Annotated in this window: 17 protein-coding genes; 14 read left to right on the forward strand and 3 right to left on the reverse strand. The window is 50.8% G+C overall.

The features are described 5' to 3' along the window. Positions 1–56 precede the first annotated feature (56 nt). From ACYVAM_RS20255 to ACYVAM_RS20280, 6 genes are all read left to right on the forward strand, one after another. Complete coding sequence (locus ACYVAM_RS20255) at positions 57–521, forward strand: hypothetical protein (protein WP_461070348.1); 465 nt, start codon at positions 57–59, stop codon at positions 519–521. A gap of 8 nt (positions 522–529) precedes the next feature. Continuing rightward, positions 530–856: a DUF3817 domain-containing protein gene (locus ACYVAM_RS20260; RefSeq protein ID WP_461070350.1), complete on the forward strand. Its 327-nt coding sequence runs from the start codon at positions 530–532 to the stop codon at positions 854–856. Positions 857–1402: 546 nt separating this feature from the next. Then, positions 1403–1951 (forward strand): DUF4468 domain-containing protein, encoded by a 549-nt coding sequence (locus tag ACYVAM_RS20265; protein WP_461070352.1) that lies wholly within the window; start codon positions 1403–1405, stop codon positions 1949–1951. A 27-nt stretch (positions 1952–1978) separates the two neighbouring features. Beyond that, the gene (locus ACYVAM_RS20270; RefSeq protein WP_461070354.1) at positions 1979–2269 is read left to right on the forward strand and encodes an osmoprotectant transporter permease; all 291 of its coding nucleotides are present in this window, start codon (positions 1979–1981) and stop codon (positions 2267–2269) included. Between the two features lie 71 nt (positions 2270–2340). Further along, positions 2341–2760 carry an Imm63 family immunity protein gene (locus tag ACYVAM_RS20275; protein ID WP_461070356.1) on the forward strand — a complete coding sequence of 140 codons (420 nt, stop codon included), beginning with the start codon at positions 2341–2343 and terminating at the stop codon, positions 2758–2760. A 61-nt stretch (positions 2761–2821) separates the two neighbouring features. Further along, a complete protein-coding gene (locus ACYVAM_RS20280; RefSeq protein ID WP_461070358.1) occupies positions 2822–3430 on the forward strand; it encodes a hypothetical protein in 609 nt (202 codons plus the stop codon). 9 nt (positions 3431–3439) lie between these two features. Here the strand turns inward: ACYVAM_RS20280 and ACYVAM_RS20285 are convergent, their stop codons facing one another. Further along, on the reverse strand, positions 3440–3862 hold the full coding sequence (locus tag ACYVAM_RS20285) for a hypothetical protein (RefSeq protein ID WP_461070360.1): 423 nt from the start codon (positions 3860–3862) through the stop codon (positions 3440–3442). A 24-nt stretch (positions 3863–3886) separates the two neighbouring features. Between ACYVAM_RS20285 and ACYVAM_RS20290 the strand changes: the two genes are divergently transcribed. From ACYVAM_RS20290 to ACYVAM_RS20305, 4 genes are all read left to right on the forward strand, one after another. Then, on the forward strand, positions 3887–4219 hold the full coding sequence (locus ACYVAM_RS20290; protein ID WP_461070362.1) for a hypothetical protein: 333 nt from the start codon (positions 3887–3889) through the stop codon (positions 4217–4219). A gap of 32 nt (positions 4220–4251) precedes the next feature. After that, positions 4252–4497: a hypothetical protein gene (locus ACYVAM_RS20295; RefSeq protein WP_461070364.1), complete on the forward strand. Its 246-nt coding sequence runs from the start codon at positions 4252–4254 to the stop codon at positions 4495–4497. A gap of 73 nt (positions 4498–4570) precedes the next feature. Next, complete coding sequence (locus tag ACYVAM_RS20300) at positions 4571–5260, forward strand: hypothetical protein (protein WP_461070366.1); 690 nt, start codon at positions 4571–4573, stop codon at positions 5258–5260. Between the two features lie 76 nt (positions 5261–5336). Continuing rightward, the gene (locus tag ACYVAM_RS20305) at positions 5337–5903 is read left to right on the forward strand and encodes an antibiotic biosynthesis monooxygenase (protein WP_461070368.1); all 567 of its coding nucleotides are present in this window, start codon (positions 5337–5339) and stop codon (positions 5901–5903) included. A gap of 8 nt (positions 5904–5911) precedes the next feature. On the opposite strand, the gene ACYVAM_RS20310 is transcribed toward ACYVAM_RS20305, so the two are convergent. Both ACYVAM_RS20310 and ACYVAM_RS20315 read right to left on the reverse strand, forming a co-directional pair. Further along, positions 5912–6364 carry a RidA family protein gene (locus ACYVAM_RS20310; RefSeq protein ID WP_461070370.1) on the reverse strand — a complete coding sequence of 151 codons (453 nt, stop codon included), beginning with the start codon at positions 6362–6364 and terminating at the stop codon, positions 5912–5914. Between the two features lie 147 nt (positions 6365–6511). Then, positions 6512–8989: a sialate O-acetylesterase gene (locus tag ACYVAM_RS20315; RefSeq protein WP_461070372.1), complete on the reverse strand. Its 2478-nt coding sequence runs from the start codon at positions 8987–8989 to the stop codon at positions 6512–6514. Between the two features lie 288 nt (positions 8990–9277). On the opposite strand from ACYVAM_RS20315, the gene ACYVAM_RS20320 reads away from it, so the two are divergent. From ACYVAM_RS20320 to ACYVAM_RS20335, 4 genes are all read left to right on the forward strand, one after another. Further along, the gene (locus ACYVAM_RS20320) at positions 9278–11005 is read left to right on the forward strand and encodes a M14 family metallopeptidase (protein WP_461070374.1); all 1728 of its coding nucleotides are present in this window, start codon (positions 9278–9280) and stop codon (positions 11003–11005) included. A 62-nt stretch (positions 11006–11067) separates the two neighbouring features. After that, positions 11068–12057, forward strand: coding sequence for a helix-turn-helix transcriptional regulator (locus ACYVAM_RS20325; RefSeq protein WP_461070376.1), 990 nt, complete (start codon positions 11068–11070; stop codon positions 12055–12057). Between the two features lie 79 nt (positions 12058–12136). After that, positions 12137–12529, forward strand: a complete 393-nt coding sequence (locus ACYVAM_RS20330) for a RidA family protein (protein ID WP_461070378.1) — start codon at positions 12137–12139, stop codon at positions 12527–12529. 163 nt (positions 12530–12692) lie between these two features. Continuing rightward, positions 12693–13316 carry a YdeI/OmpD-associated family protein gene (locus ACYVAM_RS20335; RefSeq protein WP_461070380.1) on the forward strand — a complete coding sequence of 208 codons (624 nt, stop codon included), beginning with the start codon at positions 12693–12695 and terminating at the stop codon, positions 13314–13316. The last annotated feature ends 5 nt before the right edge of the window (positions 13317–13321 follow it).

Raw genomic sequence — 13321 nt, forward strand, 5'->3', positions numbered from 1 at the left:
CAGCTTATGCTTGGCAACTATGAACTTTGCGGAAACTATAACCTCGCTATTCATCAATGCTTTATCCGTTTATCTTAGTTATTCATAATGCCTTTCGCTGGCTCGTGTTGAGCAGCTTGCTGGCCGTACTGGCCAGTGGCTATTCAGGCTGGTTAGGGGGCCGCTCCTACCAACCTGTTGACCAGACGTTACGGGTTGTGGCCACCTCCATTGCGCATACACAACTCCTGATTGGTTTTTATCTTTACGCCATTAGTCCGATTGTCAGCTATTACTGGCACGTTGGTGCGGGCACCGACGCGCCCGAGTTTACGTTCTTTGGGCTGGTTCATATTGGCTTAATGTTCACCTCCGTAATCATACTGACGATTGGCTCAAGCAAAGCGAAGCGGCAAACCGACGCCGGGCAGAAATTTAGGACCACGGCGATCTATTTCACCATCGGTCTTATCCTCATCCTGATTGCTGTACCCTGGCCCTTTTCCCCCTTAGCCGCACGCCCCTGGACACGAACGTTTTAACACTATACATGATGACCGATACGCTTTTTAATTCTCCGAAAATTCGCCTGCGGGTTGTGGGTTTGGCAGAGGGAGTTTCTTACTTACTGCTTTTATTCATTGGTGTCCCGCTGAAACGCCTGGGTGGTCACCCGGAAGTTGTCCAAATCATTGGCCCTATACATGGTTTGCTATTTTTGCTCTACGTATTAACCGTTATTCAGGCGAAGACAGAATATGACTGGCCATTGGGGAAAACATTGTTAGCGCTGGTGGCTTCCATTATTCCGGGAGGCACCTTCTATGCAGATCATAAGATTTTTCGTCACTTACCCGGTCGGCCAACCCCTCAATGACTATACGGGTGTTCAAGTTGCGCCGGGTGCAGGTTATCATCCGGGTGATGCATGAAGCCTGTTTCTGTGTAAAGAGCTTACTATGATGTGGATAACGACCTGATTAGGGTTGACGTTAGCTTTCAGGCAACTGGTACTCACGTTAATTGAGTGAGTCAATTAAAAAGTAACGACCGAGCCACCCCGTGCACGGCGGTTTATCAGGGAAGAAAGTAACCCTGGTGAACTGCTGTGCAAGGGGTGGCTCGGTCGTTTAGACTTACTGTCTTTCGCCTGCATCCTGCTCTTAACTTGATCAAATGTCAACCTGTAGCAGACTATGCGCGGCACACACGACCGCACGAGGTACTCCAGGAGGCTGGCAACCTAACAACTCCCCAATACGAAAATTCCGGATACGGCTCATCGCCAATTCTCTACGATTCGACACCAGAAGGGTAGTCACTCATAGCAAAATTTTTGATCGGCAGAATCGCCCATCACACCTTTGCAGCCTACTCAATCCAGACAGAGTAGGCAAAAAACTAACCGTTTATATCCATCCCTATGCGCCTTTTCCTTATTGGCCTGTTTATGGCCTGCTTTGTCAATACCGGTTACGGAATCATGGACTGTCCACCAAGTATCACCAATGGAAAACTGTACGGCATTCTGCCTGTCGTAAATCAAAATGTAATTTATTCGGAGGTGATCGACTGTGGTGCCGTCTCGCAGGCCGATTTGTTCCGGCGGGTCCGGCTGTGGACCGCCCAGACCTGCTACTCACCCGGCGATTCGTTCTCGCTGAGCGACAAAGAAACAGGTGATCTGGTCGGGCGGATGACGCAGGTGGTTGTTATGCCCCGTTCCGCAAATTCGGCCGGTGGCGTTTACACCGTTCATTACAGCCTTGTTATAGAGTGCACAAACCGCAAATACCGGGCAACCATCACGCACCTTGACGTGCAGGAAAGCGGAGCCCGATCAATTCCCATCGAGGGCTACTGCCAGAAAAACGAAGTGGACCTTCAGGCCCTCTATTCCACCCTTGACGGGCAACTCCGCAACCAGCTGGCTTCGCTTCAGGAGGGTGTAAAGAATTACAAACCATTTTAACGGCCAACACTGTCCAATCTATCCATCATGTACTTATTCTGGACCTTTTGGGGTATCGATGCACTTGTTGCCGCCACCCTCGTTTACTTCTTTTTCGTCGGCCTGGGGGATGGCACCATATCCTCGTATAACATTTTCCTCTGGCTGATCATACTTCTCGGTATGGCTGCGGTCTTACTGGGTGGCTATTGGCTGTTTGCGCATCAATACACCATTCTCGCTAAACTCCTGGTGTCTTTAATAGCAATACCAGGGATACTATACGGCCTGTTCATCGGGCTTATGCTGATGGGCGGCAATGCCAGCGGCTGGAAATGAACAGGGCCGAGTCCGAGTACGTTGCCCCGGATCACCTGGCAGACATACGACTAAGATCAACAAGTAAGATCATGACACTCGCCGAACTTGAGGAACTGGTAGAAATCCTGGGTGAGCGTATAGAGGCACCCAAAAATCTGTACCCTACGTATGGTCGTTCGCGGGATGGTGCGTTGCCGCATATTGAACTTGACGACTCTGGAAGTTTTCATTTTGTGGTGGTTGAGCGCGGGCGAGAACTGGAACGACAAACGACAACGGTCCTCGACGATCTCCTGTTCTGGGTTTTTAACACAATGACCTTTTCCATGGCCTGCTCTTTTGAGTTGAAAAACAGGATTAGTACTCAGGATTTCAGGCGAATCCTGTTTAGTAAACAGGAAGAACTATTAGGAATTCTCAACAGCGACTGGCAGGAAAAGGGACGCAAAAACCACAACCTTATTTTAGCGAAGCATCCCTTTACCGATGAGATCATTGATGCAACATAATGGGCATGTAGCCCAGTAGCCACTCAAAAGCTAACCTTCTTACTCACAACAACATAACACTATGTCAACCAATCCATTACTCATTACCATCCTTACGCTGCTCTCGCTTTCAGGAGCGAGTTATGGGCAAGCAAAGAAAAGTGCCGTTAATTTCCTGGGGATCGAGGGGCCGCTTTCGGTCCAGAAAAAGGTCTATCAGTTAGCCTGGTCAGCCCACCCCGATGCGTCGCTTTATAAACAGGAGTATATAGCCGCTGGGGATCGTTTCCCTAATTTCAACTCGTTGGTTATGGTTGACTTCGTTCTGACAGCCTCCACTGTCGATCAGGTAGTATCGACAAAGATTCACCAGTTAGAGACCCTGAAAGCAACAAACCCCAGCGTTAATTTTAATCTGTTGAGCAATGCCGCCACGGGCGAAAAAATGATTGATTGTCTGATCGGACAGACGGCGGCCGATGATCAGAATAGCCTGGTTGAACGAACTGTGTATCGATTCAAATCGGTCAAGACAAAGGCAGGACAGTCGGGTGTGCTCTTATTCGCCGTCAGTACGCGGTCCTACGGAAAAGACGTTACCCCTTTTCTGGTCAGGCTGAAAGCGGATAAACCGCTCCTGGTCAATGAAGTGGCAAAACTAGCCATGCCAACGATCCGCCTTACTGAATAATAGCCTGCCTCATGCGTAACGAAGGCTAATGGAACTGCTCCCGCCTTTTGGGTCGTAAGAAGCCCACACTTCTCCCCAATCAAACTTGCCTTCGCGTCCCAATTCATTTCTGAGCCAGGTACGGAGTTTTTTCAGGATGACAAGCTCGTTTCGCTCCGACCAGGAATGCCAATCGTCCGATAAATCAAATCGATTTTCTGAAACAATTAACTCAATCTGCTTGAGTGCATCGGCATAAAAGCAGAGCGAGATAATGACGTAATCTCCCGCCACTTCCAGATTTTTAATGGTCAGCCATTTCCAGCCATTGTTTCTGTCGGCGACCTCCTGGCTTTCCCCCAATTGTAAGGCCAACAATTCACTAAACGTGTCCCCTGCTTTAAGCTGGCATGTGGCCGAAAGGGTAATCGAGCCGGTTGTTCTGTCAATCATAAGCAACCAAATAAATGAACGATCATGAAAAAAACTACACAGTCAACCGATAATCTGCATGCCCAAACAAATGCGCAGGTAAGCTACGCCGACAACGGTCGAAGCGGGACAATTTACTACACAAGCTCCGAAACGCGTTTCGATTTGTGGTATGAATTAGCCTTGGAGCCTGCCATAGCCATCATCGGCATCCCGAAACCACAGTATTGGGAAGCGCAAACAAAAACGCCCTTGTCGCAACGAACAGCTATACTGAATTTTATCGGCCATCAAGTGGTAAACGACAAGGTAGGAGGAGAAGGGAGCTTTGGAATCGAACAGGACAATATTATGACGATTTATCGGGCAAAAAAGTAAAGCCGCAACTACCTTTTCTCCCGTACGCATACATGATACCAACGATCGCCATCCAGGAGTTTTTCGAAGAGTTAAACTCCCTCTTGAAGAGCCAACCCGACGAGTGGCAAGCCACACCACCCGACCAAAAAGAGTTGGTGGTCTCAGTCTCTGATTTTGATTATTACAGAACGATACGGCAACAGATTGAGGCCCCATCGGCACTTGAGACAGATGCCGAAGGAATGCCGATACTATTTTTTAGCGGTATCCGCGTAAGGCCTATTGTGAGTGAATGATTTAGTCAAGGTTTATTAGTTCTGACTGAAAATAAACGTCAACCCATGTTCTCCTCTACACCTGCTATCATTCATGGAACGCTTTTTGACCGCCTTCGTTTTAGCCCTTTGTACCGCCCCCCTATTAGTTATCCTGACTCTTCAGTTTATTGATACCAGTAACCGATTGGATCCCAGCCAACGCCCAAACCTGTCAGACAGTCTGCTTCTGGGCGTTGGTATGGCCTTGATTGGCTTCGTATTGATTGGTGGAATCGCCTGGTTATTAGTCACAAATGGCTATCTGCGCCCTGTCCAGGTCGGAACAGCCCTGATGCTGGCTGGCTGGAGTTTGACCGGGGCCGTGTTTGCCTGGAACGAACCCCGTTCATTGGACTATAGCAAGCAGTGGGCAGTGCTCGAGGCAGAAATCCGGGTGGCGAAATCGCTGCTTGAAAACCAACCGCTTACCCGGGCCGTAATACCCTCTTTTACGGGTGGCAATTTCGAACACAGTGACGCCAGGCGCGTTCGGGATGAAGGAAACTTTCTGGTTATGCCCTGGGAAACAACAGTAACCGTTGTGTATAACTGGTCCATCTGGATTACACTTCTCCAGGCGAAGCACGTGTACTTCTCCCTGAACTTACCGTATCGCCCTACCCAATCGACCAGTTGGTCGGCCTGGCAAACACCTTCCACCCATAAAAACAGCCTCACGCCCACTGGGATCACCTTACGCTACCGGTTCCGCCTGGTGACCCAACCGGCCGAACGCCCATAGCGCTATGAGGAAGATCTTACCCTTTTTCTTACTTTTAACCGTAAGAACTAGTCCGATCTAAACTACCCTCCCGATTATGTCAGTCAATACTTCGATTCAGCTCGATAGCGCCGTGACGACAATTATTATCCATCGTCCCTACAAAAGTCAGATGGTCGCTTATGAGAACTGGTTAAAGGAAATGGTACCCCTGGCCCAGAACGCCGACGGCCATCGGGGCGTAAATGTCATCAGGCCACACGGCCAGAGTGAGCAGTACACCATCGTCCTTCATTTCGCGTCGGAGACTTCGCTGCGCCATTGGCTGGAGTCTGACACGCGCAGGCAGATGATCGAAAAAGTAAGACCTATGCTAAATGAGGAAGAAACGATTGACATCAAGACCGGCCTTGAATTTTGGTTTACACCACCAGCCACTAAGAAGAATGCTCCTCCCTACAAACAGTTTCTACTTACCTGGTCGGCAATCTTTCCGCTCTCCCTGCTTGTTCCCCGGCTGCTATCGTTCGTGCCTTTTCCATCGCCTTTTCTGTCAGGTTTTTTGGTTAAGCCTTTTCTGAGCAGTCTACTGATCGTTGGGCTTATGACGTTTGTGATCATGCCCCGTTATGCCCGACTTATGGCTAACTGGCTTTATAAGTAATTGAAAAATTATTTCACAGCCACGACTTCGACCTCAATCAGCACATCTTCGCGAGCAAGCTGGGATACATTTTTCATCTCGACGATACCGGGTATCTGCGTAAAATAGCCCGAAGCCAACGTGTTAAGCACCCGAATGTTGGTTGTATCCACGGTGGTTGACGAACCTCTGATGGAGTAAGTAACCTGGGTTACATTTCGGAGCGTCATATCGACACTTTGGAGTGCGGTTCTTATGTTTTCAAAAACCTGCTGGGCCTGTGCCCTTAAATTCCCAGGTCCTACCAACTCACCCGTTACGGTGAACGGCCGTTGGCTGCACACGTACACCTGCTTACCGGGAATACCCGGTTCAACTTTATACAGATAGCCCGTTGGAACGCGGGGTGGCTCAATGGGTTGAGCCCGGCCGCAGGAGGCCAGCGCCAGGCCAATAACTAGAGCAAACAGGAGTTTTGTCATGATTTATAGTCGTTTTTTATACAGGCTTACTTTACAATCAGTTCAGTTCTTTTTACACCCTATTCACGTAGAGCCGTTTACCTTGTAGCGAAAGATAACGATCTAAAACCTTTATCTATCGCTTTGTGAGTGAAGCAAAGCGATAGATCAGCTGGATGTGCGTAGCGTAACGCGGCACTGGTCATCTTCCCCATTCGTATAGCCATTGCCGGGCCTGGAGTCCGGATCCGATTGAGTGACACTCATGATCTGCGCCTGATTAGTAAAAACACCCTTACTGGTTACCCGGATGGTGAATGTCAGACTCATCGACTCGCCAGCGGGAATAGAGCGAATAGACCCGCTAAGCACTGACCCACTCAGCGTCATGCCCGACGTAGAAGAAACAAATACGACACCCGAGGGCAGGAGATTGTTTAGTAACACATTCGTCGCCGTTAAGCCTCCCTGATTGGTTACGATCAGGCTCACATCAACCAGCTGGCCCGTCAGGGCCGTCGGCCGACTGAGTTGCATCCGTAAACTTAAGTCTGCCTTGGTCGAATCAGGTTTTGGCTGGTTCGATCGCACAATCGGTAGCGCGACCTGACCAGGGTTGGCCGACTCATACCGTTCGGGGGCAAACGTAAAGGTTCGTACATACGTTTGCGCTTCGTCGTCTTCCCCATTCGCCGTACCATTATTCTGTGTCGAATTAAGATCGGGATTGACCGTCGACGTAATTTCAGCCGTTGTGCGGTAAGTCCCCGCCGTTGTTACACGGGCAATATATCGCTGACTGACGGTTGCGCCAGCGGATACACCCGCTATCGTGCCACTAACAATATTATTCGAAAGCCGGAGCGGGTTGGTGGCTGAAACAAAGGTCAAATTGGGCGGCAAGCGACTTTGAACGCTTACGTTACCCGCATCACAACCACTTTTATTTTGAACCAGCAGGCGAAACCCAACTGTGTCGTTGAGCGCTACGGCCAGTCGCGAAGTCTGGAGGGAGATGCTTAAGTCGACAGGGGCTACCGTGATGGTTCGTCTGGTCTCCACCGATAAGCAGCCATACACGGGCTCTATGGACTGAACGCTGTAAACCCCGGGTGTGGTAACAACAATCGACGACGAGGTAGCGCTCGTACTCCACAGATTCGGGCCCGAATAAGACGAACTCAGCCGTAGTCCGGTCCGACGGCAAATACTCGCTGTACCGTTGTCTGTAGTCAAGACGGGTGGAGCAGGCTGCACAACGGCTGGCACCACCGTAGCAGGTGGGAAAAAAGTTCGTTTCCGCGCATCCATGATGCGGGCCGAATAGGTACCTGTTCCCACCGTTATCCGCTGGAGCGAGCTGCCCGTGCTCCACCGGTAGGCGTACCCGGCGGGCTGGGCGATGACCACTCGATTGGAGTCAGCGCAACTCAGGCTTGTCATTGGCTGTGCCTCTGCCGGATAAGGGGAAGCAGACGCCCAGACCGCGCTGATCGCTGCTGCCCATAAATCACCGGCTTTTACCTGGCCCGTTGGGGAGAAATGGATGCCATCAGGCCGGTCGTCGATCGAGCTGATCTGGTCAAGGTCTGGCCCCTGAAAAGCTTTGTAATTGGTCCGATTTATAATTTGCGTTTGGGCCGATCGTACGTTCTCGAAACGACCGCCCACAAAGGAGGATAACGCCACAATACACCCCAAATCAGGCTTGTTAAACTCCGTCCTCATTTTGTCAATCACCTTACCATAATACTTATAGGTCGAATCGGTTGGGTTTCCCCGATCGTTCTCACCATGTTGAATCAGGACGGCCCGGATGCCCGTTGTTGGCACGTAGAGATTCATTAAGTTGCGCAGGTTAGCGTAAGGCATGCGCAGATCATACCGCACAAACGAATGTTGAAAGGGAATGTCGTAGGCAGCCCAGTAATTAAACTGGATGGTGGTCCCCCCAAACCCGGCATTGTAAAGCAGGACGGGCACGTTCAGACGGCGGACCAGTTCATCGCCCATATGCCCCCATAACCAGGCATATTCGCCAAAGGGTGAGCTGCCGTTATGGGTCAGTAACTGATCAAAGTTAAGGCCAGGGATATATTGCGTATCGGCCGTATTCAGGTATTGCTGAAACGTACTGGTATTGGGGTCTACGGCAATCACCGTCACCCGATCGTCGCTGGCTCCGTTTATGGAAGGGCATCGATTAACCCCGTCGACAATACAACTCGACCCCTGGGCATTGGAATGGCCAATAATTGCAAAGACCTCGCCCACGCCAAACCGGTCCACCGAATCGACTGCCACCAGATTTCCCCCTTTGGATCCCCGGACCTGAATTTTATACCATCCTCCCGTCACATCCAGGTTACCACTGAACTGGCCGTTTGTTGGATTAACTTGTAAGGTGGACCAGGCCGTCGTTGTGCCTTGCCCATTGGTCCGGACCACCGCCCGGGCCTCAACGACATCCAGCGGTCGGCTATAACTACCGGCAATTTGTACTTTCGCCCGGTTATTGACATCCCGCTGAAGAACCATTCGATTCACCGGAAAGGTGATTTTTAGTTGGGCATATACGGCGTCGGATGTTCCCAGGCAACCCAATATTGCCCAACAAATCAAGATTGTTTTATACGTTGCGCTCATTCGTCCCCTTCCTTTAACGTGTTACATATTACCCGTTATTAGTCAGTATCTGAGCAATTTTGATACCGTTCGAACAAAAAAATAAATATATTATTATCAATATATTTTTTAATTTAACTAATTCGATAGTAATCAACTAGTTCTATAAATAAAATCATTTACTAAACAACTCGTCGTTTTCACGCCTATTCATCAGGGCTGACCATTCTGCTGAGTAGCAGACAGCATAACCCAAACTGGTGATTGTATGGGTTTCCAGGTAATTTAGGGCCAGAATACGCCCTGCTCATGAGAAAACCACTTCAGTTACTGCTTTGCCTGCTTGCCACGTCGGTTTTTGCTCAGCCTAAACCATCCTCCTTCATTACGCCCTATGAGCGTAGCCAGGGAAAAGAAACGGCCACTTACGCCGAAATTATTGATTACTACCAACGGCTGGATAAACAATTTGATCAGGCCAAACTGGTCGAAGTGGGTAAAACAGATGTGGGTAAACCGCTGCACATTCTCCTTCTCTCGGCAGATAAGGTGTTTACGGCCCGGCCCGACCGGGTCACGTTGCTGATCAATAACGGCATTCACCCTGGTGAGCCGGAGGGCATCGATGCCTGCATGATGATGGCACGCGACCTGCTGCTGGCCAACAAGTTGCCGAAAAATGTGCTGCTGGCGATCATACCGGTATTTAACGTAGGCGGCTCGTTGAACCGGGGCGTATCGCGGGTGAACCAGAACGGCCCAACTACGTATGGCTTTCGGGGCAATGCCCGCAACCTGAATCTCAACCGCGATTTCATTAAGGCGGAGGCTGAGAATACGCGTTCGTTTCAGGTAATCTTTCAGCAATTAAAACCGCAGGTGTTCATTGACAACCACACTAGCGACGGGGCCGATTACCAACATGTCGTTACGTATTTTGCTACCCAGAAGGACAAGCTTTACCCGGCTGTGTCGGGCTACATGACGCAAACCTTTCAGCCAGCGCTGGATAGGCGGCTTACGGAGAACGGATTTCCGCCAGCGCCCTATGTAAACCATCCGAAAGACACGCCCGAAAGTGGCCTGTTGGGCTACAACGACTCTCCCCGCTATTCGACGGGCTACGCGGCCATGTTCAACTGTTTTGGCTTTACGCTCGAAACGCACATGTGGAAAGATTATCCCGCCAGGGTAAAGGGCAGCTATGCCTTCGACGAAGCCGTCATGCGCTTATGCGAGCGTGATGCCCGGACAATTCTGGCCAACAAGCAACGCGCCGATGCGGCCGTCAGCCAGCAAACGACCTTTGCCCTCAACTACCGGCTCGACCGGACCCGGACGGATTCGATCACCTTCCTGGGTTACGAAGCAGGATACAAACCCAGTGACGTATCGGGCCTGAAACGGCTTTACTACGACCGGACTAAACCCTTCACCAAACGTATTCCGTACCAGAACACGTTTGTGGCCGACCTTCAACTGAACAAACCCAGCGCATACGTGATTCCGCAGGGATGGCGAGAGGCCATTGCTCTGCTGAAACGAAACGGCGTTAGCATGCAAACGCTCGCTAAAGACAGCCTGATTACCGTTTCAGCCTATTATCTGGAGGATTACAAAACAGGCGCTCGGCCGTATGAAGGGCATTATATTCACACGAGCGTGAAGGTTCGGTCGGAAACCCAGCGCATCCAGTTTTATAAGGGCGATTATGTCATTCAAACCAACCAGCCCGCAAACCGCTACCTGATCGAAACGCTGGAACCACAGGCAGCCGACTCGTTTTTTGCCTGGAACTTCTTCGACAGTGTGCTGGATCAGAAGGAGTATTTCTCCGATTACATTTTTGAGGACACAGCGGCTGAACTGCTCCGCAAGGACCCCGCCCTTCGTCAGCAACTGGCCGATAAACGAGCCGCCGATAAAGCGTTCGCCGAAAACGGCGATGCTCAGTTAGCGTTCATCTATAAACAGACACCCTATTTCGAAAAGACGTTTAACCGGTATCCGGTGTATCGGCTGGAGAACAGGCCCTGAATGGCCTCGTTGGCACATCGTCCCATTATGAGAATCAGGCACCCCTTGCAGCAGGCTACCCCATGATTGACCACGAACTCACCCGCCTTTCCCGCCTGGTAGCCCTACTGACACTACTGCAAACCAAACGGCTCCTGTCAGCGACCGAACTAGCTCAGCGCTTTTCGGTCAGCACGCGCACCATTTACCGCGACATCCGAACCCTCGAGCAGGCGGGCGTTCCGGTGGTGACCCAGGAGGGAAAAGGGTATACACTGGTAGAGGGCTATCGGTTACCGCCCATCATGTTTACCCGCGAGGAGGCCATCGCTCTGCTAACTGCAGAAAAGCTGGCCGCCGGTCTCACCGATATACCAACGGCCCAACTTACTGGCACAGCTATGGAGAAGTTACGAGCCGCGCTGCGCCGGGTCGACCGCGACCACCTGGAAATCCTTGCCCCCCACATCCAGGTGTTGGGGCCAGTCGAACAGCCCAACCACCCAAATACCTATCAGCAACTGGTGACCGCCATTACGGCCCAACAAGTTGTCAATCTGCTTTATCATGCTGCTCATTCCGACCAGATCATAACCCGCGACGTGGAGCCGATTGGCCTTTACCTGAGCCAGCAATGGCACCTGGTCGCCTTTTGCCGCGTGCGGCAGGCATTCCGTAATTTCCGATTGGACCGGATCAAAAATTTAACAATCCGTCAGGAAGTCTTTGCCGCCCGCCCCCAAGCGTTGCAGCAATACTGGGTCGATGAGGCTAACCGACGGGGCAGAGAAAAGGTCATTATCCGCTTTCAGCCTACGGGCATAGCGCCCGAATCGATTCAGCGGCTGCACGACACCAAACACCAGTATGGCTGGGCACTGGAGCAACGTTTGCCCGATGGTCAGGTAGAAATGACTTTTTTTATTGGCTCCCTGCCCTACCTGGCGGCCTGGCTGTTACCCTATGCCGGTGCCATCACCCTACTCGAACCACCCGCCCTGCGGGATCACCTGCGGGAACTAGCCCAACAGGCATACGATTTTTTTTGCGTCCCCAACGAAGGTCTGACATAGGGCTGTCAGTAGCCGCGCTGACCTTTGTAGAATCAGGCGATAAACATCCCTGACTACACAAACGTAAAAAGCAAGGTAAATGGAAAAGCGAACAGTTGATCCCTGGAAATGGGGCGAGCGGACGAATTCGGTGCAGGCCGTTGAGATCAAACAGGCCGAAGGTACACTTTATTGTTCAGGGCAGGTAGCCATCGACGCGGATGGACAGGCAAGTACTGGCGACATGAGAACGCAGTTGATCCAGACTATCCAAAATTTAGAACAGCTTATCCGCGAGGCTGGGTACGAATGCCAGGGTATTGTGCGCCTGAACATTTTCACCACGTCGGTCGCTGAGTTTTTCACGACTTGCACGGATGTCTACCAGGATTGGATCGCTGCTCATGGAATCAGGCAAGCGACTACGTTGATCGAAGTGAAAGGGCTATTTCAAACGTTAACCGTTGAGCTGGAAGCTACGGTGGTGAAATAATCACCGCACACGGGACTGGTCTTCGTGCGGGTGGTTTTCCTCGCTGTCCAGGATCTCACGTTCAGTCAATATCCGTATTTATTCGTCGGTTAATTTTACTCCTAAAGTCTCTTTCTGGTAAGACTAACCGACGAATAGCCTTAACCCTCTAACTACCAGGCAAATGAGCATACCTGAAAAAGAAATTGACATGTTTTGCCCAACAAACCGGCAACACTGGCGCGAATGGCTGCAGGAGAACCACGACAAAAAACAATCCGTTTGGCTCCTTTACCACAAGAAGAAATCAACCGTTGACCGGCTAGCCTATAGCGACGCGGTGGATGAAGCACTTTGCTTCGGGTGGATCGATAGCCTGGCAAAACCGGTGGACGATTACACCTACCGGCAATTTTTCAGCCGTAGAAAACCGAAAAGCGTGTGGTCGAAAGTCAATAAAAAAAAAGTTCAACGACTCATTGACAGCGGATTGATGACCCAGGCCGGTATGCGGGCTATTGACATCGCCAAACAGAATGGCTCCTGGACAATTCTGGACGACGTGGAAGCGCTGATCATTCCGGCAGATCTGGAAGAGGCTTTTCAGAAGAGGCCGAATGCGAGAAGCTTTTTTGTAACGCTAAGCCGGTCAGACAAACGCGTACTTCTACAATGGCTCGTTCTGGCCAAACGGGCAGAGACCCGACAAAATCGAATCGCAGAACTTGTTGAACAGGCAGACCAAAACCTGAAACCAAAACTAATTCAGGGCAAACCCAGTCGACAACTACCCGAGAACCCTGTATAGCAATG

This window comes from Spirosoma horti (assembly GCF_054776595.1).

Bases quoted from the DNA above. Each gene is read 5' to 3' on its own strand.
- ACYVAM_RS20285 (WP_461070360.1), bottom strand. From the start codon at position 3,862: ATGATTGACAGAACAACCGGCTCGATTACCCTTTCGGCCACATGCCAG.
- ACYVAM_RS20290 (WP_461070362.1), top strand. From the start codon at position 3,887: ATGAAAAAAACTACACAGTCAACCGATAATCTGCATGCCCAAACAAAT.
- ACYVAM_RS20265 (WP_461070352.1), top strand. From the start codon at position 1,403: ATGCGCCTTTTCCTTATTGGCCTGTTTATGGCCTGCTTTGTCAATACC.
- ACYVAM_RS20260 (WP_461070350.1), top strand. From the start codon at position 530: ATGATGACCGATACGCTTTTTAATTCTCCGAAAATTCGCCTGCGGGTT.
- ACYVAM_RS20280 (WP_461070358.1), top strand. From the start codon at position 2,822: ATGTCAACCAATCCATTACTCATTACCATCCTTACGCTGCTCTCGCTT.
- ACYVAM_RS20310 (WP_461070370.1), bottom strand. From the start codon at position 6,364: ATGACAAAACTCCTGTTTGCTCTAGTTATTGGCCTGGCGCTGGCCTCC.
- ACYVAM_RS20315 (WP_461070372.1), bottom strand. From the start codon at position 8,989: ATGAGCGCAACGTATAAAACAATCTTGATTTGTTGGGCAATATTGGGT.
- ACYVAM_RS20270 (WP_461070354.1), top strand. From the start codon at position 1,979: ATGTACTTATTCTGGACCTTTTGGGGTATCGATGCACTTGTTGCCGCC.
- ACYVAM_RS20325 (WP_461070376.1), top strand. From the start codon at position 11,068: ATGATTGACCACGAACTCACCCGCCTTTCCCGCCTGGTAGCCCTACTG.
- ACYVAM_RS20255 (WP_461070348.1), top strand. From the start codon at position 57: ATGCTTTATCCGTTTATCTTAGTTATTCATAATGCCTTTCGCTGGCTC.
- ACYVAM_RS20305 (WP_461070368.1), top strand. From the start codon at position 5,337: ATGTCAGTCAATACTTCGATTCAGCTCGATAGCGCCGTGACGACAATT.
- ACYVAM_RS20330 (WP_461070378.1), top strand. From the start codon at position 12,137: ATGGAAAAGCGAACAGTTGATCCCTGGAAATGGGGCGAGCGGACGAAT.
- ACYVAM_RS20335 (WP_461070380.1), top strand. From the start codon at position 12,693: ATGAGCATACCTGAAAAAGAAATTGACATGTTTTGCCCAACAAACCGG.
- ACYVAM_RS20295 (WP_461070364.1), top strand. From the start codon at position 4,252: ATGATACCAACGATCGCCATCCAGGAGTTTTTCGAAGAGTTAAACTCC.
- ACYVAM_RS20300 (WP_461070366.1), top strand. From the start codon at position 4,571: ATGGAACGCTTTTTGACCGCCTTCGTTTTAGCCCTTTGTACCGCCCCC.
- ACYVAM_RS20275 (WP_461070356.1), top strand. From the start codon at position 2,341: ATGACACTCGCCGAACTTGAGGAACTGGTAGAAATCCTGGGTGAGCGT.
- ACYVAM_RS20320 (WP_461070374.1), top strand. From the start codon at position 9,278: ATGAGAAAACCACTTCAGTTACTGCTTTGCCTGCTTGCCACGTCGGTT.